General features: G+C 37.7%; 28 protein-coding genes. 2 read left to right on the forward strand and 26 right to left on the reverse strand.

Annotation, left to right across the window (positions count from 1 at the left end; genetic code table 11):
• Positions 1-167: 167 nt before the first annotated feature.
• The 3 genes from asnS to J2S74_RS23870 all read right to left on the reverse strand — a co-directional run bounded on the left by asnS (position 168) and on the right by J2S74_RS23870 (position 3,324).
• A complete protein-coding gene (gene asnS / locus J2S74_RS23860) occupies positions 168-1,457 on the reverse strand; it encodes an asparagine--tRNA ligase (protein WP_307331147.1) in 1,290 nt (429 codons plus the stop codon).
• Between the two features lie 148 nt (positions 1,458-1,605).
• On the reverse strand, positions 1,606-2,793 hold the full coding sequence (locus tag J2S74_RS23865; protein ID WP_307331149.1) for a pyridoxal phosphate-dependent aminotransferase: 1,188 nt from the start codon (positions 2,791-2,793) through the stop codon (positions 1,606-1,608).
• Between the two features lie 21 nt (positions 2,794-2,814).
• The gene (locus J2S74_RS23870) at positions 2,815-3,324 is read right to left on the reverse strand and encodes a cell wall elongation regulator TseB-like domain-containing protein (protein WP_307331152.1); all 510 of its coding nucleotides are present in this window, start codon (positions 3,322-3,324) and stop codon (positions 2,815-2,817) included.
• Positions 3,325-3,488: 164 nt separating this feature from the next.
• Here J2S74_RS23870 and J2S74_RS23875 point away from each other — a divergent pair, with 164 nt between their 5' ends.
• A complete protein-coding gene (locus J2S74_RS23875; RefSeq protein WP_307331156.1) occupies positions 3,489-3,659 on the forward strand; it encodes a hypothetical protein in 171 nt (56 codons plus the stop codon).
• 125 nt (positions 3,660-3,784) lie between these two features.
• Here J2S74_RS23875 and J2S74_RS23880 read toward each other — a convergent pair whose 3' ends face one another.
• The 14 genes from J2S74_RS23880 to J2S74_RS23945 form a co-directional block, all read right to left on the reverse strand.
• The gene (locus J2S74_RS23880) at positions 3,785-5,080 is read right to left on the reverse strand and encodes an amidohydrolase (RefSeq protein WP_307331158.1); all 1,296 of its coding nucleotides are present in this window, start codon (positions 5,078-5,080) and stop codon (positions 3,785-3,787) included.
• 11 nt (positions 5,081-5,091) lie between these two features.
• Positions 5,092-5,949 (reverse strand): ComEC/Rec2 family competence protein, encoded by an 858-nt coding sequence (locus J2S74_RS23885; protein ID WP_307331160.1) that lies wholly within the window; start codon positions 5,947-5,949, stop codon positions 5,092-5,094.
• 72 nt (positions 5,950-6,021) lie between these two features.
• Complete coding sequence (dinG, locus tag J2S74_RS23890) at positions 6,022-8,790, reverse strand: ATP-dependent DNA helicase DinG (protein ID WP_307331162.1); 2,769 nt, start codon at positions 8,788-8,790, stop codon at positions 6,022-6,024.
• A gap of 65 nt (positions 8,791-8,855) precedes the next feature.
• Complete coding sequence (locus J2S74_RS23895; RefSeq protein ID WP_307331165.1) at positions 8,856-9,902, reverse strand: tetratricopeptide repeat protein; 1,047 nt, start codon at positions 9,900-9,902, stop codon at positions 8,856-8,858.
• 82 nt (positions 9,903-9,984) lie between these two features.
• On the reverse strand, positions 9,985-10,368 hold the full coding sequence (gene panD / locus J2S74_RS23900) for an aspartate 1-decarboxylase (protein ID WP_307331308.1): 384 nt from the start codon (positions 10,366-10,368) through the stop codon (positions 9,985-9,987).
• Between the two features lie 115 nt (positions 10,369-10,483).
• Entirely contained in the window at positions 10,484-11,332 is an 849-nt protein-coding gene (gene panC, locus J2S74_RS23905) for a pantoate--beta-alanine ligase (protein ID WP_307331168.1), read from the reverse strand.
• 5 nt (positions 11,333-11,337) lie between these two features.
• Positions 11,338-12,171 carry a 3-methyl-2-oxobutanoate hydroxymethyltransferase gene (panB, locus tag J2S74_RS23910; protein ID WP_307331171.1) on the reverse strand — a complete coding sequence of 278 codons (834 nt, stop codon included), beginning with the start codon at positions 12,169-12,171 and terminating at the stop codon, positions 11,338-11,340.
• A 477-nt stretch (positions 12,172-12,648) separates the two neighbouring features.
• The gene (locus J2S74_RS23915) at positions 12,649-13,617 is read right to left on the reverse strand and encodes a biotin--[acetyl-CoA-carboxylase] ligase (protein ID WP_307331174.1); all 969 of its coding nucleotides are present in this window, start codon (positions 13,615-13,617) and stop codon (positions 12,649-12,651) included.
• The gene (locus tag J2S74_RS23920) at positions 13,614-14,780 is read right to left on the reverse strand and encodes a CCA tRNA nucleotidyltransferase (RefSeq protein ID WP_307331177.1); all 1,167 of its coding nucleotides are present in this window, start codon (positions 14,778-14,780) and stop codon (positions 13,614-13,616) included. Before J2S74_RS23920 ends, J2S74_RS23915 begins: the two co-directional genes overlap by 4 nt.
• On the reverse strand, positions 14,774-15,919 hold the full coding sequence (bshA, locus tag J2S74_RS23925; protein WP_307331180.1) for an N-acetyl-alpha-D-glucosaminyl L-malate synthase BshA: 1,146 nt from the start codon (positions 15,917-15,919) through the stop codon (positions 14,774-14,776). The genes J2S74_RS23920 and bshA overlap by 7 nt, the downstream gene beginning before the upstream one ends.
• On the reverse strand, positions 15,916-16,629 hold the full coding sequence (gene bshB1 / locus J2S74_RS23930) for a bacillithiol biosynthesis deacetylase BshB1 (protein WP_307331183.1): 714 nt from the start codon (positions 16,627-16,629) through the stop codon (positions 15,916-15,918). Before bshB1 ends, bshA begins: the two co-directional genes overlap by 4 nt.
• Positions 16,626-17,051, reverse strand: a complete 426-nt coding sequence (gene mgsA / locus J2S74_RS23935) for a methylglyoxal synthase (protein WP_307331185.1) — start codon at positions 17,049-17,051, stop codon at positions 16,626-16,628. The genes bshB1 and mgsA overlap by 4 nt, the downstream gene beginning before the upstream one ends.
• 172 nt (positions 17,052-17,223) lie before the next feature.
• Positions 17,224-18,018, reverse strand: a complete 795-nt coding sequence (gene dapB / locus J2S74_RS23940; RefSeq protein ID WP_307331188.1) for a 4-hydroxy-tetrahydrodipicolinate reductase — start codon at positions 18,016-18,018, stop codon at positions 17,224-17,226.
• Between the two features lies 1 nt (position 18,019).
• The gene (locus tag J2S74_RS23945) at positions 18,020-18,361 is read right to left on the reverse strand and encodes a nucleotide pyrophosphohydrolase (RefSeq protein WP_307331190.1); all 342 of its coding nucleotides are present in this window, start codon (positions 18,359-18,361) and stop codon (positions 18,020-18,022) included.
• Positions 18,362-18,517: 156 nt separating this feature from the next.
• Between J2S74_RS23945 and J2S74_RS23950 the strand changes: the two genes are divergently transcribed.
• Complete coding sequence (locus J2S74_RS23950; protein ID WP_307331193.1) at positions 18,518-19,390, forward strand: YitT family protein; 873 nt, start codon at positions 18,518-18,520, stop codon at positions 19,388-19,390.
• Between the two features lie 60 nt (positions 19,391-19,450).
• Here the strand turns inward: J2S74_RS23950 and J2S74_RS23955 are convergent, their stop codons facing one another.
• The 9 genes from J2S74_RS23955 to J2S74_RS23995 form a co-directional block, all read right to left on the reverse strand.
• Complete coding sequence (locus tag J2S74_RS23955; RefSeq protein ID WP_307331196.1) at positions 19,451-20,140, reverse strand: zinc metallopeptidase; 690 nt, start codon at positions 20,138-20,140, stop codon at positions 19,451-19,453.
• 105 nt (positions 20,141-20,245) lie between these two features.
• Positions 20,246-21,067 carry a sporulation protein YpjB gene (locus tag J2S74_RS23960; RefSeq protein ID WP_307331200.1) on the reverse strand — a complete coding sequence of 274 codons (822 nt, stop codon included), beginning with the start codon at positions 21,065-21,067 and terminating at the stop codon, positions 20,246-20,248.
• Between the two features lie 109 nt (positions 21,068-21,176).
• Complete coding sequence (lhaT, locus tag J2S74_RS23965) at positions 21,177-21,764, reverse strand: lipoprotein heptaprenylglyceryl N-acetyltransferase LhaT (RefSeq protein WP_307331311.1); 588 nt, start codon at positions 21,762-21,764, stop codon at positions 21,177-21,179.
• 122 nt (positions 21,765-21,886) lie between these two features.
• A complete protein-coding gene (locus J2S74_RS23970; RefSeq protein ID WP_307331203.1) occupies positions 21,887-22,681 on the reverse strand; it encodes a menaquinol-cytochrome c reductase cytochrome b/c subunit in 795 nt (264 codons plus the stop codon).
• Positions 22,682-22,712: 31 nt separating this feature from the next.
• On the reverse strand, positions 22,713-23,384 hold the full coding sequence (gene qcrB, locus J2S74_RS23975; protein ID WP_307331205.1) for a menaquinol-cytochrome c reductase cytochrome b subunit: 672 nt from the start codon (positions 23,382-23,384) through the stop codon (positions 22,713-22,715).
• 24 nt (positions 23,385-23,408) lie between these two features.
• Positions 23,409-23,915, reverse strand: coding sequence for a Rieske (2Fe-2S) protein (locus tag J2S74_RS23980; RefSeq protein ID WP_307331208.1), 507 nt, complete (start codon positions 23,913-23,915; stop codon positions 23,409-23,411).
• A gap of 176 nt (positions 23,916-24,091) precedes the next feature.
• Positions 24,092-24,568, reverse strand: a complete 477-nt coding sequence (locus J2S74_RS23985; protein WP_307331210.1) for a YpiF family protein — start codon at positions 24,566-24,568, stop codon at positions 24,092-24,094.
• A 115-nt stretch (positions 24,569-24,683) separates the two neighbouring features.
• The gene (locus J2S74_RS23990; protein ID WP_307331213.1) at positions 24,684-25,229 is read right to left on the reverse strand and encodes a ReoY family proteolytic degradation factor; all 546 of its coding nucleotides are present in this window, start codon (positions 25,227-25,229) and stop codon (positions 24,684-24,686) included.
• 180 nt (positions 25,230-25,409) lie between these two features.
• A complete protein-coding gene (locus tag J2S74_RS23995; protein WP_307331216.1) occupies positions 25,410-26,429 on the reverse strand; it encodes a hypothetical protein in 1,020 nt (339 codons plus the stop codon).
• Positions 26,430-26,499: the final 70 nt, after the last annotated feature.

Here is a 26,499-nt window from a genome sequence, read left to right on the forward strand (position 1 = left end):
GGTTGATTGCTACTTGTAAAAAAAGGAAATTAAAGTAGGTGTGTTTGAGTTACTCTAAATCTTGAAAAAAGTATTTGACATTGTACGCTAAACAACCAAAAAAAGCATGTATTTTCTTGACTACTTAGAAAATACATGCGCATTGTTTAAAAATAATTTGGCCTTTATTAAGGGTATAGTCTATTCAACAGCCTTGGGAATGGAATGGTTTCACGAACGTGTTCTGTACCGCTGATCCAGGCTACTGTTCTTTCTAAACCAAGTCCAAAGCCAGAATGGGGCACAGATCCATATTTACGCAAATCCATATACCATTGATATGCCTCTTGAGATAGATTATGCTCCTCGTATCGTTGATTTAGCAACTCTTCGTCATCAATGCGCTGAGATCCTCCAATAATTTCTCCATAACCTTCTGGAGCAATGAGATCAGCACACAGTACTACCTCTTCACGATTAGGATCTGGCTTCATATAAAAAGCCTTAATTTCTGCAGGATAGTGAGTAATGAAAACTGGCTTATCAAATTTCTCAGCAATAGCCGTTTCGTGTGGAGCACCGAAGTCTTCCCCCCACTTAATTTCATGTCCTTCCTTCTGCAGCATTTCAATTGCTTCATCATAAGTAATTCTAGGGAATGGAGCTACAACATTCTCTAGCTTAGCTACATCCCTTTCTAATGCAATAAGTTCCTGTTTACAATTTTTCAAAACAGATTGTACTACATGGGATACGTAGTCTTCTTGAACCTTTAAGTTATCTTCATGATCCATAAAGGCCATCTCAGGTTCGATCATCCAAAACTCAATTAAGTGACGGCGTGTTTTGGACTTTTCGGCTCGGAAGGTTGGTCCAAAGGAAAATACTTTTCCTAAAGCCATTGCCGCTGCTTCCATGTACAATTGTCCACTTTGTGACAAGTAAGCATCTTCATCAAAATATTTCGTATGGAATAAATTAGTTGTCCCTTCAGCGGAGCTCCCAGTTAAAATTGGAGGATCCACTTTAGTAAACCCATTTTCGTTAAAAAACTCATATGTAGCACGAATAATCTCGTTTCTAACCTTCATTATTGCATGTTGTCGCTTAGAACGGAGCCATAAATGACGGTGATCCATTAAAAACTCGGTACCATGTTCCTTTGGTGTAATAGGATAATCCTTTGCTTCATGAATAAGTTCAAGTGATTGAACAGTCAACTCATATCCTGATGGTGCTCGATCATCCTCACGTACGGTACCAGTAACGAATAAGGAACTCTCTTGTGTCAGTTCTTTAGCTAATTTAAAAACCTCTTCCTCAACCTCTGCTTTTACCACAACTCCTTGGATAAATCCTGTTCCATCTCGTAATTGTAAAAAGGCAATTTTACCGCTTGAACGTTTATTAGCAAGCCAAGCACCGATGGTTACTGTTTGTCCAACATGCTTACCCACTTCTGCAATCGTTGTTTTCACTGTCTTCCCTCCAAAAATCCACTACTTTTCATCCAATTTTATGAAAAAACCACCTATATAATTATACATCTGTCGAAAAAAAGAAGTCAATGTCGGTATGCTTTAGCAAACAATGAAACAACATACCGACATTTTCCTTTGGGTCTTTTTAAGCCTTTTGACGGCTTTCTACAAACTTGTGGATACGATCTAACGCTTCTTCAAATTGCTCTAGGCTTGTTGCATAGGATAAACGGATATTATCATCAGCCCCAAAACCACTACCCGGGACTACGGCTACCTTGGCTTCCTCTAATAGTGCTTCTACCCATTCATCCGTGGAAGAAAATCCACCGCTTACTACAGCTTTCTTTACATTAGGAAATAAATAAAATGCACCTTGTGGTTTCACACATGAAAATCCTGGAATAGAAAGTACTTTATCAAATACAGTATTTAAACGTTCTTCAAAGGCTTGACGCATTTTTTCAACAGAGCCATCCTCTTGTTCATAAGCGGCGATCGTACCATATTGAGCCATAACTGCAGGATTTGATGTGGTATGACTAGCCAAGTTAGACATCATTTTAATAATATCCTTTCTTCCGGCAGTATAACCAATTCTCCAACCTGTCATGGAATGTGATTTAGATACACCATTCACAATTAACGTCTGTTCCTTTAATTCAGGTGACAATTGAGCAATGGAAATATGTTTTTCCTCTCCATAAATTAACTTTTCGTATATTTCATCTGAAACAATCAGGATGTTATGCTTTACACAAACTTCCCCTATTTTACGTAACTCTTCTTCTGTATACATAACTCCTGTTGGATTACTTGGAGAATTTAAAATAAACGCCTTCGTCTTATCTGTTATTACATTTTCCAATTGTTGGACAGTTACTTTAAATTCATTTTCTTCCTTACCTTCTACATAAACTGGAACTCCTCCAGAAATTTTTACTTGTTCCGGATAACTAACCCAATAAGGAGTAGGGATAATAACCTCTTCCCCTTCTTCCAATATAGTTTGGAATAAAAGAGCGAGGGCGTGCTTTGCTCCATTTGTTACAATAATTTCTTCAGGTGTATAATCCAACCCTTGATCTTCCTTAAATTTCTTCCCTATTACTTTTTTTAGTTCTGCAAGTCCTCCGGCAGGGGTATACTTCGTATGGCCCGCAAGCATCGATTGGTAACTGGCTTCTATAATATACTCTGGCGTATTAAAATCTGGTTCACCAGCTCCTAAACCAATAACATCATGTCCTTGTGCTTTTAATTCCTTTGCCTTTGCTGTAATTGCCAACGTTGTTGATGGCGTAATAGATGAAACGCGAGATGAAAAATTCATGTGTGACACCTTTCCCTTCATTTAATTTTTCTGAAATTGGTAGTGACGAATGTATGTACCATCTTCAAATTTAACATAATAGAATGAATGCCTGTTTAGTTGATCTTCATAAATAACTTCATAAACAGGAGTACTCCCAATAATACCCAAATTAATGCTTTTTATTTGTTTAATATCTAATCTAGAGTGGGCGAGATCCCTTATTTCTTGTTTGGACAGCCCCTCAGATTTCAAACGGGAAATTATCTGTGGTTCCTCTTCATTTTCTTTTTGTTCTTCTGTTAATTCCTCCACCCATACATATACTTCGTCACCATCACTATTTTTTCCTTCAATAACCTGAAAGGATCGACGCCCATGGTAATAAGATATATGTTGAATTTCTGCTACAGCCTCATAACCTTCAAGAATACTCGAAGCAGCCTGCTGGCGCTGTACTAATGGGTCTGAAATTGCCATATACATATAAGCAGCAAAACCTGCTACTGATACAATAATTATTGTAATTATTGATAAGATCCATGCCTTCATTAACAAACACCTACTTATGCTTCATTAAAATCTAAATCCTAATGGTTTTGCCCCTGAGAATATGCATTAAATTGTCTTCCTTGTAAGGATAAATATTGTTAACATAGTCCATTTTCATTAGGCGATACTATTATTACCGCTCCAAATAGAAAAGGATGATGAGCGTGAATGACAATGAAAAAAGATACAACTCAGCAGCAGTGACCACTGCTGATTGGTACCAACGTGAAAAGCATGTCATTTCGTTAAGGTCACCTCACCGTCCCCATCATTTTAACACAATTGACATTGCTTTTAGGCAAACAAAATTTCCTGAACAATGTGATCCAAACTAAAACCTAACCTACACTTACACCACTGAGCACCCAAGATGGTGCTCTTTTTTTAAGCTGTTTTCTAAAAGGATTGCTATTATTCGAATTCGTTACAGGCGGCTACTTTCTGTGGGCAAATGTTGCTGTTATATTTGAAAGGCTTTGGCTTCGAATATAATTTTCTCTTCGTCTAATGATAAGAGTTCTTTGTCTTTCATAATATGCACTCCACCAACAAAGCTGTCTGTAACATCTGATCCTTTTGCTGAATAAACGAGATGTGACAACACCCTTTTTTTATCCGAAGGTAACAAGTGGGCACTGTTTGGATTTACTAAAATAAAATCTGCTTGATAACCAGCTTTGATTTTTCCTAGTTTCTCCAATTGCAATGCCTTTGCCCCCCAGTTAGTCGCCATACGTAAAATCATCTCACTTGTCGTTACTGTAGGGTCTTCGTGAGTACCTTTATGTATAAGGGCTGCAAAACGCATTTCTTCAAATAGGTCTAAGTTGTTATTACTTGCTGTTGAATCTGTTCCTAAAGAAATAGTGATACCTTTATTGATCATATCAGGGATAGGGGCAATACCTGATCCCAGTTTTAAATTACTCATTGGATTGTGAGCTACAGAGACATTTTTTTCACAAAGAATATGTAGGTCTTCCACAGTCAAGTGAACCCCATGGGCAATAAGACTTGGCACATCAAATAAACCAAGGTCGTCCATATGTTTAACAGGACTAACTCCATGTTCGGCAATGTGTCGGTCTACTTCCCCTTTCGTTTCCGCTAAATGAGTATGGATCCACATTCCGTTTTTCTTTGCTGCATCCACTACTTTTATCATAAAAGAAGGAGGACATGTGTAGGGAGCATGTGGGGATAATGCCACTGTAACTTTACCCTTATTTACACCATTATAATCATGAAATAATTGTATAGACTCGGCAATTTTTTCATCTTGTTCTCTATCAGGACATAATCCAATCATCCCCCTGCAAAGAACTGTTCTCATTTCGCTAGAAATAGCCAGTTCCGCCATTTTGTCCATGTATAAATGATACATATCCAAAAAGGTCGTAGTACCAGATTTCACCATTTCAACCATTGCTAAAGATGCTGCATTCTTTACTATTTCTTCCGTAAATTTTTGTTCGTTAGGCCACATAACCGTTTTTAACCAAGTCATTAAAGGAATGTCATCCCCAGCTCCTCTTAAAAAAGCACTTCCTAAATGACCATGGGAATTAATTAGACCTGGCAATAACCACTTCCCGCTCCCATTTATTATCTCATCTGCTTGATTCTTATCATACTCAGAAGGAGTTCCTTGTTTAACTTCATGAAATTTATCATCCTTCACAATAACAAAGCCATCGAATACCGAATTTTTATTATCCATCGTAACAACTGTTACGGAATGTATAAGTTTATTCACCTTACCACCTTCTACGTTCTTTTATTTCGAGTTAACCAACTGTTAGGAAGAATATTTTCTTTTGACGGCCTAACAGTGATAACCTCGTAATCCTCGTCATTACATTTAATAGTGACCGTCCCAATCCTGCTTGTTTGATAAATATCAATCCAAGTTTCCTGCAACCTTTCTAACACAAAGCTACTTGGTTGATCTTCACCATTTCTAAAAATAACCGCAATTTGTGGGTCAACTTCTTCCAATAAAGAATCAGACGTACCACGATCACTTCCGAAATCAGGTACTTTAAACATAGTGGATTTTAAATCGTACTCTTTCACTAACTCTTCTTCCACATATGGATTTGCAATGGTCATGTATAAAAGCTTTTGATCATGATGTTGAATAAAAAAGGCACAGCCACCTTCATCGGTCCCTTTTCTCTCTTCAACATAAAGAACTTCTATATTTAAACCATTCAATAGGGAATATTTATCTCCTTTTTCAAAAAGTGAAATTTCTATGTCAAAATTAGATAAAATAGACGCAAAATTAGATTCCAAAGATTTTGGGATAAAAATTGTATCTACTGAATAGTTTGTGAGCAGCCAAGGAAGGTTCCCGATATATTCAATTTGTTTACTTGTAAGTACAAGAGTATCAATGGACGAAACATTATACATGTCTAAACGTTCCTTTAACTCATCTTCACTGTCACTGTGCCCGGTATTTATAAGAACGGATTGGTCATTTATACCTTGAATTAGTGTTGCCTCCCCATGGGTTAAATCAAAGAAAGTATAAGCCACTTCATTTCTAGTTAAATTCAACTCCACCTTATCCGCTAAAGCAAAAGACGGCACAACAGATAGTAGATAAATTGTACTCAAAAATAGTAGTAACAGCTTCCTCATCTAGGACATCCTTTCCTAACTATTTCCTATATTTTTTAATGACTTAAATCATAACCATTTTAAAATGTCATTTTCTAATTCATCCATTGGTTTTTCCATTAACGGAATATTTGGCAGTGATTTTATAAACGATTTTCCATAACGTGTAGAAATTATTCTACGGTCTAATACAACTACGATCCCTCTATCTGAGGACCGGCGAATAAGTCTGCCAAATCCTTGCTTAAAACGAATGACAGCTTGCGGCAATGCTAATTTCATAAAGGGATTCTCTCCTGCTTCCTTTAACAATGCTGACTTAGCCTGGAACACAGGATCGTCAGGTGGCGTAAAGGGAAGTCGAACGATAACAATGACACTTAAATTACGACCAGGAATATCTACCCCTTCCCAAAAGCTGCTCGACCCTAATAAAATAGCCTGCTCAAACTGTTGGAAATTTCTTGTGAGTTTATTTCTGCTTCCTGTTTGTACTCCTTGTGCAATTAATACATATTCATCCTCTAGCATTTCCTTCAATAATAGATAGCTCTTTTTCAACATATCATATGAGGTAAATAAAACTAACATCTTTCCCTTTGTTACTTGTGCTAATCTGTAAATTTGCATTACAACTGCATCAATATAAGCGTCCTCACCTGACTCCTGAATTAATGGCATGTCTGTTGGTACAACCAATTGAACTTGTTTATCCCAGTGAAATGGGGAGACTACTCTTTTTGTTTTTACAGGGAAAGATTCAAGCCCTAGCCTTTGGATCATATATTTAAATTTGTTACTAACAGTTAATGTAGCGGATGTTAGAATAACACTTTCTTTAGTTGAAAAGAAATCATCCCCTAAATATTCGGCTACTTGTACAGGTCTCCCTTTGATAAATATAGATGTTTTTGGTCCTTTTGTCTCCGCTTCTAACCAATGGATCATTTCTGGTTGTTGGTTTATAAAAAGGTTATTATATGTATCTTGAATTTTTTTTACACGTTCAATATAAGCCTGTAATGTCTGCTTTATATCCAACTCATTTACAAAATGTTGTTCCAAGTGTTTACTTAACTTCAATAAATCTTTGATCCACTCGTCCAAAAGGGCAGAAAAGCGATCCACCGACTCTTGAACAGGAAACCATTCCTCATCATAAACATCCATTTTCACAGTCATTCGGCCACGTTCATTAAATTGTCCTTGTTTCTTACATATATAATCATAAAGTAATAAAAATAACTCGTACCATTCTTGTTTTAAAACCTTTCCTCCCTCATCCAAATTAAAAATAGTATTCCCAATTTCCTTATCTAACAGTAATGTTTTGGAAATTACATGGAGGAATCCGTCCCCATCGATAGCCCCACTTTCATTTAACAATTGTGTTACTATCAAATAATCTAGTTGAAATCCTAATTGCTCTGTTGCTGTTTCTTCAAAGTGATGACCTTCATCTAAGATTATATATTCATAAGCTGGAAGAAGTTGATGACCTGCTCGGATATCCGATAGTACGAGGGAATGATTAGTTACAACAATGTCTGCCATCTGTGCTCTCTTCCTAGCCCTTTGATAAAAACAGCTATGGGTTACACATGAATAGGAATCACTGCTTACTTCATACCAAAATCGTTTATTTTGGGTAGCAAGACTAAGCTCTTCTACGTCCCCCGTTTCCGTTTCTGTTAACCATACTAAGATTTGTGCTTTGGAAACAGCTCGATCATATGTATCGTTAATATCATTCTTTAGAAGGTTCTTAAACTTTTGCAAGCAAAGATAGTGACTCCTCCCCTTTAACAGAGCTATTCGTATAGGAAATGGCAAAAATTTCATAGCATTTGGCAATTCCTTTTGAAGGAGCTGCTCTTGAAGCTGAATTGTCTGTGTACTAATGATCACCCTTTTGTTTTTTTCTTTTGCTAAAAAAGCAGCAGAAATTAAATACGCTAATGTTTTCCCTGTACCGGTTCCAGCTTCTATTAGCCCATGGTTCCCCTCCTTCATTGTTTCATGAATAAAGGATAGCATCTCTAGCTGTCCCGGCCTTAATTCAAAGCCTTCCATTCGCTCCTTACACCACTTCTCGTTTTTTAGGAAGGTGTTAAAAAAGTGATTAAAATCTATTTCTCCATTGTGTGTTTCCATTATTTCATCTTCCGATACTTTACGAAGGGCTAAACCATATGAGTAATCGTAATCAAAATCATCTTTCTGTAATGAACGATCATTTTGTAACATCCAGCGATGAAGAAGTATTTTCATATTACTTTTTAATCGAGGTGCTAATTGATTTAATTTTGACAATGTTTCTATCGGTAATCTTGATAAACGTTCCAGTATTTCAATGAAAAGCTGTCCAGTAGCCTCCGCATCACTATCTGCACGATGGGGTTGATCGTGATCCATATGAAAGTTTTTTGATAGCTGTGATAGTCGAAAACCATCTGCTGTAGGAAAAGCTATTTTAGCTAATTCCACCGTATCAATAACAAGACCGTCAAATGGATTATAACCAGCAGCTGAAAGTTCTTTATTTAAAAAGTTAAGATCAAAATCTACATTATGAGCCACAAAAAAAGCACCATTAAGTGCTTCCAGAAGCTTTGGAGCTATTTCTTCAAATACAGGAGCTTCTTTTACAAAAGTATTATCAATATTTGTTAATGACTGTATAAAAAGAGGAATACTTCTCTTTGGATTAACGTAGCTGGAGTACCGCTCCACAATGGTATTATCTTGAATAACTACGTAGGCTACCTGTATTATTCTATCCCCTTTTTCAAAAGAAACACCTGTTGTTTCCACATCAATAACCACAAACCGTTCCATTCTTAGATTCCTCCATAAACCTTCTCCCAATTCATTCCCTTTGTCAAAACATAGTCCTTGTCTTTTTAGTCTGTCATCTTTTCTATAAGGGGGTGGTCAATCCCATGGGATTGGATTTGTTTCTTCACATTGTGTATTTCATCTTGTTTTCCCCATTTAGTAAGGAGCCATAAATAGGAAATCCAACCATTTGTATTCTCGGGGTATTTTGTTAAAAGTTTTTTGAATCCTTCCTGAGCTTTCGTTTGATCGTCCATTAACCCGTAATTCCAAGAAAGCCCGTGTAATACTATGTCCTCCCTGCAGCCCAGGTCACGTAGTCTCTCATAGCAAAATAAAGAACAGGAAAATAAACCTCTTTCCTCAAATTCTACTGCTAAAGACAAAAGCAAGTCCTCTGAATCAAATTCATGTACTGCTTTATACCAGGTTTCCATTGCCATGGTTTTATTCCCCGAATCCATATAGCATTTTCCTAACCAATAAAATGCCTCACCATCTCCCTCTCCTGATTCGATGACCTTTTCAAAATAGGGACGTGCTTCCTTAGGCATTTTAAGCAAAAGATAGCAGATGCCTAAATTATACACTACATCAGCATTAAATAGGAGTTTCTCTGCATTTTCAAAATAGGATATTGCCTGTTCAATATCATCATCGCGTGCCGCTTGCATCCCTAAAGCTAAAAGGGCAAAGTGCTTTTCTAATGTATCGTCAGTTCGATGAATAACATTTAACAAATGCTCCTTTGCAAAATGATCCTCATCCAAGTATAAATAAGCATAACCTAAATATAAGTAAACCCTTGAAGGCTGTTCACTAAAATCCAATTCGTACTTTAACGCATCAACTGCCCTATCATAAAGACCTAAATGAAAATAGCTAACTCCCTGTAAACTTTCTCCTTTCTTTTTAAAAGATAATGGGGCAGAATCTACGAGCTTTTCCTTTACTTCATCCAAAAGTTCTAACTGCTCACTCCAAGTTTCAAGCATTTTTTGATTCTGATAAGATAATTGTTCAATCCAGTATTGTTTTTCTTCCTCTGTTAGCTCTTCTTTGTTTTCTAATAGCCATTTAGATATGGACTTCCATTTTTGTAAAGACAACAAAAGAAAACCCTCCTTTACATCGACACCTATATACAGTGTTCCAATGAAAGAGGGATTGCTATACGAGGTAAAAGATCGAATTTTATCTTATCGTTGAGGCGGGTTCTGTGTTCATCATTTCAATGATCTCATTTTGATCATTTAATATGGCTACCTTTGGTTGATGATTGTAACTATCTTGTTCACTCACCCATTTATAAGAGATAATAATGACTTTGTCTCCCGGTTGTACAAGTCTTGCGGCCGCTCCATTTAAACAAACTGTTTTGGAACCACGTGTTCCTTTAATAACATAGGTCTCTAGTCGGGCACCATTGTTATTATTCACCACTTGGACTTTTTCATTTTCCAAAATACCTACACTATCCATTAAATCTTCATCTATTGTTATACTTCCTACATAATTTAAGTTTGCTTCTGTAACAGTGGCGCGGTGAAGCTTGCCACTCATCATTTCCCTATACATGATACATCTCCTCTCCTGTTGTTTATACATGACTGTTTGCTTGGCTCCGCTGGAGTCGCCGCCTTTCGCTTCTCCAAGCTTTTTAAAAAAAGCAACAATAATTACGAAAACAGCCTTATACATTCACAATAAGGTTATCTATGAGTCTTACTTTTGAATATTTAACGGCTACAGCTATGATAAGTTCCCCCTGCAGGAAATTTAGTTCCTTGAGGGAAGGAAAACTTCTAACTTCAGCGTAATCAATATAACCAGTGATATGCTGAGAGAGCTCTTCTTTAAGGCCCTCTTCTACATCGCTTACCTTCTTATACGTTCCGTTTAAGATTCGGTCTTTTATTTTTAATAATGATCGAAATATAATAGGTGCCTCCACCCGTTCTTTGGAAGTTAGGTTAACATTTCTAGAGCTTTTGGCTAATCCATCTGCTTCCCTAACGGTTGCTCCCCGGACTATTTCAATATCTAAATGATAATCATTTACTAATCGTTCAATTACTGCGACCTGCTGAGCATCCTTAAGGCCAAAGTAAGCTCGGTCTGGAGCAACAATTCCAAATAACTTCATTACGACAGTAGCGACACCGTCAAAATGTCCAGGTCGTTTTGCACCACATAATACATCTGTACCTTCATGAACTACCAAGGTAGCACTCATTTTTTTTGGATACATCTCTTTTACTGTTGGCATAAAAACGGCATCTACCCCGACTTTACTGGCTAAACTCAAATCTCTCTCTTTATCCTTGGGATATCGATCAAAATCTTCCCCTTCACCAAACTGAAGTGGATTTACAAAAATACTTAAAATAACTAGGTCATTTTCATTTTTTGCTTGCTCCACCAAGGAGAGATGACCTTCATGAAGGTATCCCATCGTTGGAACAAACCCTATGGACATACCTGTTAGTTTCAGTTCTCTAATCCATTCTTTTAGTTCTTTAATTTCCGTAAATTTCTTCATCTTGGTTATTTTCCTCCGTACAGCTTTTGTTTTCCTTCCTGCTTAGCTTGGAAAACGTGCTTTTCTTCTGGAAATCTATTTTCCTTCACCTCTATTTGAAAACTTTGAATTGCTTCTTTAATCGTTGTAGATACGTCACTATAACGTTTTACAAACTTTGGAACGTGACCTTGTGTAAAGCCTATTAAATCGTGGAATACCAGAACTTGACCATCTGTATATCTACCAGCACCAATACCAATAACAGGTGTGGAAATCGTATTCGAAATTTCCTCCCCGAGTATTTCTGGTACGCATTCAATTACAAGCATACTAACTCCAATTTCCTCTGCTTTTTTTGCTTCCGCAATTAGTAAAGAGGCACTTTGCTCATCTTTCCCTTGTACCCCGTATCCTCCAAGAACACCAACAGATTGAGGGGTTAAACCTAAGTGAGCCACTACTGGAACACCTGCATCAATTAGCTTTTTGGCTGACTCTAAAACTTCCCCTCCCCCTTCCATTTTGACTGCATGTGCGCCGCCCTCTTGTATCAAGCGTTTTGCATGATGAAAGGTTTCTGTTAAGGAGGAATGATAAGTTAGGAACGGCATATCTGCAATAACAAAGGTATCCTTTGCTCCTCTTCTTACCGCTTTGGTGTGATGAATCATATCCTCTAGTGTTACAGGAACAGTAGAATCGTATCCTAAAACAACCATACCTAATGAATCTCCAACTAAAATTGTGTCAATACCTGCATCCTCAGCTAGTTTAGCACTAGGTGCATCATAGGCCGTTAACATTGAAATTCTTTCTCCGTTTTGTTTCATCTTCCGAAAATCAGACGTTGTTTTCACCATTTTCTCCCCTTTCGTATTTACTGAGAAAAAGGGCAACAATTGGAGGAACGATAACTCTGACGGATTAAAGTAAAACTGTAGTTGTATCAAAAAAACCTTCTTCCAACTGGAAGAAGGTTTGTGTTCGCTCCTAAGAAAAGGGCATATTTATCCCTTTATCTGATGTCACACCCTCTGTCCCAGTCCGAGCCCTTCGGATCAAGGCAGAATTATCTAGCTATTTTCTAAAAGATTATTGTTTTTACAAAGATAAGTAAATCGCTCGAATTCGTTTCAGGCGTAATGTCACCGTCTTGATCCCACGGGCAACGCTGGAGTCGCCACCTTACACTCCTTCGAGTTATTTATAGAGTCAATAATCTATACGAAAAGAGCTAAATATTTTTCAATTGGCTATATAAATCTTTAACTAATGGTACAGTTCTTCTTGAGATACTGCCCAACAAAAGTATAACAGATTATATACGTAATGTGTCAATTTTTTGAAAGATCGATATCTGCTGAATAAATACGATGGAGTTTATTGTTATTATCCCTTAATAGTAAGACGCCTTCTTCATCGATACCTTCAGCTATTCCTTCAATGGATTCCTTTGGTGTACGGGCAATTATTTTTTTACCAATCGTAACTGCCCTTGCTTCCCATAAGGGTTTAAGAAATGAAAAGCCTTTCGTTAAATAGGTATCATACAACCATTGGAACTCATTTAAAATCTCAGCAATGATAGCTGCCCTATGATAAATCTTTCCTGTCATAGCGGAAAGAGATGTGGCAACTCCCTTAACGTCTTCTGGAAAAGAGGTTTGATTAACATTTATGCCAATCCCAACGATAACTGAATTTACTCGATCGGGATCGGCTTGCATTTCTGTTAAGATTCCGGCTATCTTCTTCCCACATAGAAGTAAATCATTAGGCCACTTAATGTCCACCTCTATATCCGTTGCCTTTTCAATTCCCCGTACCACTGCAATGGCAGTTACTAAGGTAATCTGCGGTGCTTCCCTAAGCTCTACTTCTGGCCGTAAAATCATGCTCATCCATATTCCCGTGTCAGGAGGAGAGTACCATGATCTACCTAACCTTCCTCGTCCCCCCGTTTGTTCATTGGCAACGACAACTGTCCCAGCTAGTGCACCTTCAGCGTCCAATTTATGAGCTGAAATTTGGGTAGATACAGCCGATTCCTCGTAATTAATATGTTGGAACATGGAGTCCCTAATTAAGCGGGATTCAATGGCATGGACGCTAACGACATCTGACTCCCCTTTTAACTGATAGCCTTTATTGGAAACAGCTAAAATCTCATAACCTTCTTTCCGAAGGGAATCAATATATTTCCAGACCATTGTACGACTACAAGATAATTCTTCACTGATCCTTTCCCCAGATAGAAAGTCATCCCTATGATCCCTTAATAATTGCAATACTTTCCCCTTCATTCCTTATGCTCCTTCGTTAACCAATGATATATTTCTTGTTTTTGATTTGGAAGATGATTTAAGACAATTGCCTTTTCGACCAGGGCTAAGGAGTTACCAACCCATTCCCCTTGTTTGTTCGGGTACCACTCCATGATATCCTTCCCAGACACAGCCATTTCTTTTTTGGATTTAATTGGTAGACTATCAAATTGGCTGATCATTTCCTCCACTTTTAGTTTTCTACCTTGAAGGAGGGCCAACAGTTTTTCAGCAGATGTAATACGTACTTTCCCTAATTGATATAAAGCGAAGTTCGTCCATTCCTTTCTCAGACTAAGATGAACAAAGTAAATAATTGTAAGAATATCTTTTTTTAATTGTCTAGGAAGTTTATAGTGATTCACTGCTCTCTGTGACTCCTCAGGAAATTGAGAGAATGAAAGCATACTCCACAGTTCCATTATTCCACTAATAGAAAAAGTGTCTTCCATAGCCTTTAGCTTATTTTGAAATAAGTCTCTATTTGGGAATATATAAGGTAATTCTCTTATTACTTTACAATCTAATAAAAATTGAATATCCCTCTTTCTTAAAATCACATTAGCTATTTTTTCCAGTTCATTCGCAATACGCTCCACTGCCGGTTGGCAAATTAGAGGGGCATATTCTTTCATCCACTCTTTTGTGGACTTTTCTAGGGAAAAACTTAGCTGCAGTGAAAAACGTACCCCCCTCAACAAACGAAGGGGGTCTTCCTTAAAGGGGGCTGGACTGTTTGTAACTACTTGAAGCTGTCTATTCTTAATCGCTTCTTGGCCATGGAAGGGGTCAATAAGATCCCCATTTATATTCATCGCCATTGCATTGCAGGTAAAATCTCGCATGGCTAAATCACTATGCAAGGTAGGCAGTTTGCTTCTATCCCTATTTCTATACTGAGTAACCTCTATAGATTTCCCCTCAATTGGTATGATGATTGTACCATGTTGCACACCAACATCCACTGTTCTAGGAAAAATCCTTTGAAGGTCTTCTACGGAAGCATTTGTACAAATATCCACGTCTCTTATTGAACGTTTCATTAACTTATCACGGACAGCCCCACCTACAATATAGGCCTCATATTGATTATCCTGCAGTTTACGAAGAACAGTTTTGGCTGATTCTTCCCAGGTTAGCATTGTGTTTCACCAATTTTGTTTATAGCTTTTTCATATACCTCTTCATATTGACCCACTACTCTATCACGGTGAAATTCATAGTTGACTTTTTTGACAGCATTTTCCCCAAATTCCCTTTGAAGTTCATCTTTCGTTAATATTTCAATTGCTGCTGCTGCAATTTTCTCTATATCCCCAAGGGGACATATAAAACCATTTTTCCCATCATCTATTACTTCAGGTATCCCACCTATATTAGTACCTATTGCAGGGACTCCGCATGCCATTGCTTCTAATATGACAAGACCAAAGCTCTCTTTTTCAGAAAGGAGAAGCTTTAGGTCACTCATGGAGAGAAGCTCTGCTACCCGTTTCTGATTTCCTAAAAATCTAACTTTGTCCTCTAACCCTAAGCGCCTCACTAATTGAGTTACTACAGGGAGTTCAGGCCCTTCACCTATTAAGAGGAGAACGGAGTCCACTTGTTGTTGAATGAGATGAAAAGCTTGTACTACATCAGGAACTCGCTTTACCTTTCGAAAGTTAGAAACATGTACAAGTACCTTTTGTTCTTTGTTTATGCCGTAGTCCTCTTTTAGCGCCACTGTATTTCTCGGAAAATATGTACGATGATCCACAAAGTTATAAATGGTTTCAATTTGTTTCTGTGTGTGAAGAAGCTCACCAGTTTGCCTCACTAAATCATTAGAAACTGCCGTAACTACATCGGAACGCTCAATTCCAAAACGAATCATATCTGACAAGGATGGATCATAACCCAATACAGTTATATCTGTCCCATGCAAAGTAGTAACTACCTTTAAATGATCCCCCACCATCTCTTTAGCTAAAAAAGCACTGATCGCGTGTGGAATCGCATAGTGGACATGTAAAATATCAAGGGATTCTCTCTTTGCAATTTCTGCCATTTTACTAGCTAGTGCAATATCATAAGGGGGGTACCGAAATACAGAATATTGGTTTACCTCCACTTCATGATAATAAATATTTGCTTTACAACCATCTAAACGGAAAGGAACACTTGATGTAATAAAATGTACTTGGTGCCCCTTTTCAGCCAATGCCTTTCCTAATTCAGTTGCTACTACACCAGACCCCCCAACAGTAGGGTAGCAGGTAATTCCTATTTTATATGTCATTCTGTTTCTCCTAATAATGAGATTATTAATGGTTTATCTGAGCGGAACCCTTCACCAAAGGTAACACCTACTTCATTTCCCAGAATACTCTCACGGCCTTCCAGTCTCTGAAGATAACCGTTATTTAGGGGGGTGTTTACTCCCCCTTTTTTAAGATTAAATTGGCTTTTGAAACAAGCTAAAGCTTCTAGCTTTCTATCCATATACTTTGAAATATCAACTACAAAATGGGGATCTATCATCCCATTTATTTGATAGTAATAGAGGGCTTCTGGTCTGTAAGCCTCCCCCACTGCTTCTGGTAAAAATCGTTTAATGCCAGCTGAAAAGACCGCTTCCTTCACTATTTCATGACAATGTCCATGGTCTGGATGTCGATCTTTATAATATGGAGCAAAAACAAGCTTCGGGCGAATTTGTCGAATAGCCCTAACTAACGATTCTATACATTTGTCTTTGTAAGAAAGAAGTTGGCGGTCCGGATAGGACCATTGAATCCTTTTGGCAACTTTCAAGATTTTAGCTGCCTTCTCTGCCTCCAGTTGTCTCTCTTCAACCGTACCATTTGAAGAGAGCTCAGCCTTTGTTAGATTAATGATCCCTGTTTGATATCCTGCATCACCATATTTAGCCAGAGTCCCACCCATCCCTATTTCAACATCATCAGGATGAGCTCCTATAGCAAGGATATCTAACCTTCCGTCTGTCATGAACGACTCTTCCCTTCTGCTTCCTTACCCTTCACAATTTCTCTCCATTGAAAGTCACCACGTTGGAGTCCTTTTAAAAGTATTTCCGCTGTTGCCATGTTAGTAGCTAATGGAATACTATAAACATCACATAAACGAATTAACGCTGAAATATCCGGTTCATGAGGCTGAGCCGTCAGTGGGTCTTTAAAAAAGATGACACAATCCATATTGTTTTCAGCAATCTTAGCACCTATTTGCTGATCTCCGCCTAATGGACCTGATTGAAATCGGTGTACCTTTAATGAAGTAGCATCCATTATACGCTGTCCCGTTGTCCCTGTAGTAAAAAGGGTGTGCTCTTGTAATACTTTTTCATAAGCTGTTACAAATTGTACCATATCGTCTTTCTTCTTATCGTGTGCAATGAATGCAATATTCAAATCTAACTCCTCCTAGCGCCCTCTGGCTAAATATAATTTTTGGGAAGTCTACCCTGAAAATATGAAATCCGTGTTGTCGTCCGCGTGTAACGGATTCGAGAGACAATGTACAATTTTCATTCTCCATGGCGGGAAATTATCCAAGCACAATACATTTTCCTTAAAACTGAATTTATTCTATGATGTGTTCTAAGCCATAAACAAGTATATCTAGTTTCATAACTGTTTCACAGGCTAGTTTGACTCCTGGCATAAAGGAAGCTCGATTTAAAGAGTCATGACGGATTTTTAACGTTTGGCCTTCTCCTCCGAAAATAACCTCCTGATGGGCTACAAGACCCGGGAGTCGGATACTATGTATTCGAAGTCCTTCGTGATCTGCTCCCCTTGCACCAGCCATTTGCTCTGTTTCATTAGGGTGTCCCTGCTTCATCTCCTCCCGTACTTCTGATATCATTTTTGCCGTTTTAACAGCAGTTCCTGAAGGAGCGTCTAGTTTTCTATCATGATGCTGTTCGATTATTTCCACATTAGGCATGTACCTTGCTGCCATTTGGGAAAACTTCATCATTAAAATAGCCCCAATGGCAAAATTCGGTGCAATAATAGCCCCTAACTGCTTCTCTTGAGCAATTTGTGATAATTCTTCCACATCTTCATCCGTAAATCCTGTTGTACCAACCACTGGTCGAACACCATATTCAAACGCAGTCAGCATATGTTTTTTCCCAACCTCTGGAGTTGTTAAATCAATGAGTACATCACAAGGATGATTTTCAAAGCACTGTGTCATATTATCATACACAGGGATATCTAATTGCTCCATTGTTGGTATTTCATTCATTTTAACACCATTATATCTGTGATCGACAACAGCCACCAGCTCAAAGCTCTCTTCCCCTGTAGCCATTTTGACTGCTTCCTTCCCCATATTCCCTCTTGGCCCTGCAATAACAATCTTAATCATTTTACTCTTCTCCTTTTGTATCTATTTTTGTCCAGCGATCTTTATCCCGAGTTCTGAATTTTTCCATAACTAAATCAAAGGCTTTGTCCATATCAACATCTAATGAATTTGCTAAACAAATAAGAACAAAAAATAAATCTCCAATTTCTTGATCTATTGTTTTTTCCCCTTCTGTTTCTTTTTTGGGCTTCTCTCCATAAAAGTGGTTTATTTCTCTTGCTAACTCACCCATTTCCTCCGTGAGCCGTGCCATCATGGCCAATGGACTGAAATACCCCTCTTTAAATTGACTTATGTATAGATCCACTTCTTTCTGTGCATCTTGAATTGTTTTGTTGTCCACCTTCCCTTACCCTCGCTTTCAGAAAAAAAGAATATGTACATGTTCATGTTAGCGAAAACAACGTCATTTGACAAATATTAAAAACGGTTAGGTTTGAATGGGGGGTGTTATTCCTTTATAATAAACCCGGTAATAGCAATCAGGGGAGGTGTTAAAATGTTGGGATCCATTAATTTAAAAAATACATTCTTTATTATCATTGGTACGGCAATTATGTCCTTTGGGCTAGTCTACTTTAATATGGAAAATAATCTTGCCGATGGAGGTTTTACTGGAATTACCCTCATCCTTTACTTTATTTTTAATATTGATCCTGCCTACTCTAATCTCGTATTAAATATACCTTTATTCATTATCGGTTGGAAGGTGCTAGGACGAAATGCTTTTATTTATACGATTATTGGAACCATCTCTGTCTCTGTGTTTCTTTGGTTATTTCAGCGTTTTCCAATTATATCCTTACCACTATATGACGACTTAACACTTGCGGCATTATTTGCAGGAGTATTCATAGGTGTTGGTCTAGGAATCGTCTTTCGATTTGGTGGTACCACTGGAGGAGTAGATATAATAGCTCGCTTAGGGTTTAAATATTACGGATGGAGTATGGGAAAAACAATGTTTATCTTCGATGCTGCTGTCATTACCACTTCACTTGTCTATTTAAATTATCGGGAAGCAATGTACACATTGGTTGCTGTATTTATTGCAGCTAAGGTTATCGATTTTATGCAGCAGGGGGCTTACTCAGGAAAAGCGGCTATGATTGTTTCCGACCGTACTCCTGACATTGCCGCTTCTATTTTAAAAGAAATGGACCGTGGTGCTACTATTTTGAAAGGGAAAGGAAGTTTTACAGGAGCTGACAGGGAAGTATTATACTGTGTTGTGGGTAGAAATGAAGTAGTCCGCTTAAAAAATTTAATTGGCCGGATTGATCCCCATGCGTTTGTTACTTTAGGGGATGTTCAGGATGTGATGGGGGAAGGTTTTACTTTAGACGAGAATAAACGGCCTATAGGACATTAGCTGCTACAAATTATATTTTTACTAAAAAAACATCAAGCCTAGGCTTGATGTTTTTACTAATTAATCTCGATTCATTGCTACATACATTAAGATAAAGCGGACAAGTTCCATTACTGCAACTAATGCGGCAGCAACATAAGTTAATGCTGCAGCGTTTAGAACTTTCTTTGTCTCGCGTTCTTCATCGTTTCTAATAACTCCCGCTGAAACAATTTGTTCCATAGCTCTATTGCTCGCGTTAAACTCCACTGGCAATGTAACTAGTTGGAAAAGTACGGCGGCTGACATTAATACAATACCTGCTAATAACATCCCTGAGGCACTCATTAAGATACCAGCAAGGATTAAAATAAATGAAAAGTTCGAACCAAAATTAGCTACTGGAACTAATGCGTGGCGGAAACGTAAAAATGCGTATCCTTCTTCATCCTGTAACGCGTGTCCTACCTCGTGGGCAGCAACTGCTGCTCCTGCTATGGAGTTTCCGTAATAGTTCTGTTCAGATAATCGTACAGCCTTTGCACGTGGATCATAGTGGTCAGTTAGCTGACCTTTAACTGGTTCTACAGTAACATCATATAACCCATTATCATTTAAAATTTTCCTTGCCACTTGTGCACCTGTCATCCCTGAAGACGAAGCTACTTGAGAGTATTTTTTGTATGCACTTTTCACTTTTGATTGAGCCCACAATGGAATCAACATCAAAATGGCAATATATATTAAAAATCCTCCAAATGTCTCAAACATCTTTAAATACCTCCTATTCACTCTGCATTTCTCTTTAGTTGTATTCTATAATCAATTTTATTCAAAGATTTGAAAGGTGTCAATAAAAGTGCATACGAAACATCCTTATGGGGCACGCCTTTTTTTCCGCCTTAACTCCCTTTCCTTTTCCTTTTCCCCCCAGTATTTTTTCCAACCTGCATAGGTTAATGCTAAAACAATTGCCCCTCCAATTGTTAACATTACCCATATTAAAGAAGGATCTGAGGACTCCTCTTCCTTGCCGTCATAAATAAAGTTCAATTGTGTTTCCAACAAGTTTAGATGCTCTGAGATGGCTGGATCATTCAAAGGTTTCCCCCTCAATTGCTGTAAATACTGTACTTGTGAATCAACCTTTTGATAGGTTTCCACTGGCAACCGTACCGCCCAAGCCGGTCGAACCATCTCATAGTTTTTCACAAAAGTAAATATTTCATCTTGAAATCTTTGAGAGTTCCCTTCTTCTGCAGCTTTCCTCATATTTTTAATTGGATTTATTAATGTGTTTCTTGTGTTTAACCAAAGATCCTTATGATTGTCATCATAAACATCTACTAATAGTCTCAGCTTTGATGCCTTCTGAACACGGTCTTCGTGGGATAGACTTACACTAGTAACTGCTTTGGTTACTTCATCGTAGACTGAGGTAATTACCTGTAATTCCCTCATGGATAAATGGTGTTCAGACGCTCGAATCGTTAAAAATTGTTCAGAAAAATAATTTAATAATTTCTTCGCCTCTTCATAGTGACCTTCCCTCACATACCGTAAGATCGTATCACTCGTTTGATTTAATTCCCGCCAAATATTATCATTCCGCTGCACTTCTTCCGCGTATCCTATTTGAAACGGCCAAACGATTAGGATTGATAGAACAACAATTATTTTAATTAATCTTTCAGCCATGCCTGTCCCTCCTCTAGTTCATACTCTATCGTATGAAGAGTTGGACAAGAGTAGACCTGAAAGATTAAAGAGTTTGTCCAAAATTTAAGGTCACCTCAAGGAACGAGTATTAAATCTCCCGTTTTCTTATACTTTTATTAAGTACATAAACTGTTAATAAGGAAAAAATACTCAACCAGAATGTAAAATAGGCGATCTCCTGTATGTAGATAGTAATGGAACTGCTCACCCAAGGATGCATACCGTAAATGTAATCAATTACATCATTATGTAGCGTCCATACTGCTACGACACCTAAATGCCAAGCTTTTATTCGATAGTAAGGTGCATATAGCAGACCCTGTACTGCCATCCCTAAATGGGACCCGATTAGCATATATTGTTGCCAGGTTAACGTATCTCCGGCTGCCCAGGCTGCAACAATCATTACCACTGCCCATACACCGTATTTTAAAAGCGTAACTGCCGCTAATGCTTCTACTAATGGTATATTCTTTCTGAATAAAAACGCTGCCAAGACAAAACAAAAAAATAAACTCGCCGTTGGGCTATCTGGTACAAAAATTAAAAAAATAGGTGGTGTTATTGCTAATTGTGACTTATACCATATGTATCCGTATATTGTACCACCAATATTAATAAGTAACAGCAACATTAAAAAAAGTCTATTTTTTAATAGTTGCATTAAATTTTCCATAATCATGATAATCGTCCTTTTTTGAATTTGTAGAGGATTCCCCTAAGACGAACCTTTTTACGCCATCATTTGTAGAAAAAGCTGACTGAATCTTTCTTCAGTCAGCTTCCTTATAAATTATTTTATTCCTCATCCTCATCCGGTACTTGCCCATCATTAGCAATAAAGGCTGCTAATGTTTCCAATTCCTCTTCTGTACCTTCAAATTGGTCCGGAGGCATTCCTGGTGCACCTTCCTTGATGATAGCAATAACTTGTTCTTTTGTGTAATCACTTTGGAATACACTTGGCCCTGCCGCCCCACCTAACATGTCACCACCGTGACAGTTAATACAGGATTGCTGCATTGACCAAATTTCAAAGGCTTCCGACGTTTCATCCACCTCGATGTCCTCTACTATTGCCCCTTGTTGAGCTGCTGCTTCCCAATCATGCTCTGCAACTGACTCCCAAGTTAAGAAGATAATAGATATTACAGCTAAAAGCATAATACTACTCGCTATAGGACGTTTAATTGGCCGACGTTCTGGTCCATTATCAAGCCATGGAGCAAGCAATAATGCTCCAAATGCTATCCCTGGCATAACAACAGCCCCAATTACTGTGTATTGTCCAGCAGCAAACTCATATTTCAAGAGTTGATACAAAAATAAGAAATACCAGTCAGGCAATGGTATGTAACCAGAGTCCGTTGGATCAGCAACACGCTCTAACGGCGCTGGGTGCGCTACTGTTAAACACAAATACCCTATTAAAAAGACAGCCCCTACCATCCATTCACGTAATAAAAAGTTCGGCCAGAATGCCTCTGTCTTTCCAGGATACTCAGAATAATCTTTTGGTATGTTTTTCATACGATGTTCCTTTGCCGGAATACGAGAATCTCCGACAAATTTCATACCTTTCCCGCGATGCATAGCTTTCCCTCCTTTTCAAATCCAGTCCATTTTACAATGGTCCAGAAATTCCTTGCTTACGAATCATATAGAAATGGGCACCAAGAAGACCTAAAAGTGCACCTGGTAAAAAGAATACATGAATTGCAAAGAAACGAGTTAATGTTTGAGCCCCAATAATTTCCCCACCAGCTAATAGGACCCTTGCAAAGCCACCAACAACTGGTGCCGCTTCCGCAATTTCAAGACCTACAACTGTTGCAAAGTAAGCTTTCATATCCCATGGTAATAAGTATCCAGTGAATCCTAACCCCAACATAACGAAGAAAATTAGTACACCTACTACCCAGTTAAGCTCCCTTGGTTTTTTATATGAACCTGTAAAGAATACACGAAGAGTGTGTAAGAACATCATTACAATAACAAGACTCGCTCCCCAGTGGTGCATCCCACGAACAATTACTCCGTGTGTTACTTCATTTTGTAAGAAATATACAGATTCATATGCATGAATAATGTCTGGCACGTAATACATTGTAAGGAACATACCAGATAATATTTGAATAACAGTAACGAAGAATGTTAATCCTCCAAAGCAATAGACAAATGCTGAGAAATGATGGGCAGGGTTTACGTGTTCTGGAACCTCATGGTCAGCAATATCACGCCACATGGGAGTAATATCTAGACGTTCATCTACCCAATCATATATTTTCTGTAACATAGTTGCGCCTCCCTTCTACGTAACTTAAACGGATCTACGTTGTATAATACTTCCTAAATAAACTACCCCATCACGAACTTCTATTTCATACAAATCCAACGGTCTTGTTGGCGGTGTTTGTGCCACATTTTGTCCAGACTTCTCAAATCGTCCAAAGTGACATGGGCAATAGAATTGGTTCGGATGATCTTCACTACCTTCCCAGTTAACTGTACAGCCTAAATGTGTACATACTGGTGAAAGTGCGACAATGTCGTTACCATCTTTGTAAATCCAAGCAGTTCTAGATTGCTCAGAAGTGTACCATGCATCTTCAATCTCAAGCTGGAAATCAAAGCGCTGCGGTTCGTCTGTTAAGTCATCTACCGTTGCAACAGAAACAAATTCCGTTTCCCCACCAGCTTGTAAAGCTGGATCTAAGGCAAATCGAACCATTGGACTGATTGCACCTGCAACCATAAAACCGCCTACACCCATTAATGTATAAGTTAAGAATTGTCGTCTTGATACTTTATGTTCCTTCTCGCTCACGAATTTCCCTCCTCACATCCATGTTCTATTAACATCACAAAAAAAGATACTAAGACATACTCATGATAGCCCAATTTTTCTACGCATGTCAACAAATTCTATGAGTTGTTTTTACCTTTTTCATTAGAAATACACTCTTCTACGATAGTTAACTAACAAATTATAAGCCTTTTTATTTACTGTCTTTCTTTCGGTTCCTCTTGCCATTTAGCAGTAATTAGAGGTAATATTTGCTTCATTTGCTGTGAAATAATTTCCTTTGCATATGTATCATCCATTGATTCTAAGGATAAGGATGGAATCCAAATCAGCATGTCAGGCAAATCCTTTTCTACCCTTTTCCACACTCCATCAGAAGTAATATAAACTATATGAGTAAACCCATTATCATAGAAATGCTTATCCCAGCTAACCAATCGTTCAAGTCTTGAATTTTCCTCCTCCGTGCTCAAATAGGTGAACGGTGCCAATTGGAACACACGTCCTTTAAACTGTCTCTCCACCTCTTCTACTAAGATTGAAGAAAATTCACCCATGGAGACTTTACCTTTAGGGTCTTCCTTCCAATCTAGAGGGATCAGGGGGATGATAGCAGTATCCACATACTCCTTTGAATTTAAGTACATATCCATTTGACTGGTTGTCCACTTCAAAAAATTCCTCTCCTTTACTTATGTACATTTTCTTCGTTGTTATACCATAAAAATCAAATTCAAGGAAGCAAAAGCCAATATTGAAAACATTCATTCCAAAAGAAAAGCCCTTGAACTAGAGGGCTTTTAAAGCTTTATACTGTTTCACTAATTCATGAAAGGTCTTTTCGTCTCCCTTAATCAACGCCTGATCAATCTCCTCTTCTAACATGGTAAGACGATGCGAACGAATGGATTGATCTAAAATCATTTCTGCTAATAGGCTATTTACATTTGCTTCTTCCTTATTGATAGGAAGATACGGATTTTCCTCTAACACTGCCATATATTGAGGAATGGACTGCTTATTTTTGAAATTAAGCTGTACGAAAATGTCCTCATTACGGTTTAGCCGAATGTCATGAAAGGATTTCTCGGCATCCATCGTCACATGCTGATTTTTGTGAAAAGCAAAGGGAACACTATCCACATCATTGGCCGAGATCATCAGTGCCTTCGGACAATACTCAGCTTGTTCCACAAAATGAACACGCTCCATTAAAATATCATCACTCATTAGAAAATTCAACAACCATGCACATTCTCTTCGTTTGAGTTGATATTGATCTAAAAACCACTTTAAAAAGTCACGTTTCTCCATCACAGGAACAGCATTATTCATCCTTTTCCCCTCCCCCATAATCTTAAGGTCAACTCGAGGATGACAGTCTACGTTGAAGTGACGACGGAATTCATTTTGACACTTTCATGATTTCTATTTCTCTTATATATTCTACATAGTTAATAAAAAATCCTTTAAAAAACCAAATCTCCTTTGAGTTTTTTGAAAATTCTTTTTTAACTATTGATATCGTGGATGTAGGAATATATATTCGCATCCATCTATTTCTGTTGAAGAAAGAAAGTGTATATAGCATAACATATTTATGATTCGTTTTTCCACAATGACAGGTGGTTTATCATAATAATATGGATCTACAAAGTCTTTTATTCTTTCTATTAGTTGACATTTTTCAATGGCATCTCCCCTGCTAAGAATCCGTTTGAATAATTCAATAATAAAGGGCAATTGTGGAATGGGCCTTCTATATAAACGAATATAAAAACGCAATAATCGATCTAATAACTCATTCATGTGTAATTCCTGGCCTGTTTCCCAATTTTTAGTTGTTAATAAACTTTCCCCTTCTTCTAACCAACCTTGATCATAGGAAAAATCATACAATAGGGAAAAGTAATCTGGATAGACATTATAATGTCTGCCATAGCCAAATCTCCATTGTTCTGTAGGAAGTTCTTCTTTTTTAGATAAAAGCTGAAGAATATTTGTTAAATCCTTTTTATATATTGTTTGATTCTTCGTCAATGGAATCTTTTTGGAATCAATAAAATCCATCATCTCAAAAAGATCTTGTATAATATCATATGATAATTCATCCTTTAAGGGAATATATATACTATGTTCTATCCAACCATTTATATATATTTGATGAATATATTCCCTTAACTCCTGAGGCAAGATTAAGGAGTTGGCGTCATCCTGATAAATCCATCCTTTATCCATTAAAGACTCTAGAACAATTTGAAAACTGTCCCTATCTTCACGTTTCAAGTAGGTATGAAGTTCATATGGTGAAACGGCCATAATGGATGGACTGTAGCACATGTGGAGAAGCAAGTCCCTCTCTATTTCCCCTAACGCCCCCCAATTTTCTTCTACCCTCTCACTATCCAATAAAAAATTCGTTAATTCTTCTGTAACTTGTTGTTTTGAATGGAGGTTGCATGTAATGCCAATATTTTTTATCCTCTTCACTAATTCCTTTTGCGGCTGAGATAAGAGAACTTGCATAAGTTTCATAGCTAAAACTCCTCTCATTCCTTAGTTACCCTTAGTATGTGAAGTTATTTCTAAACTATCATAATTTTAT

Origin of the sequence: Evansella vedderi, from assembly GCF_030813435.1 — a bacterium.
GTDB lineage: Bacteria > Bacillota > Bacilli > Bacillales > Salisediminibacteriaceae > Evansella > Evansella vedderi.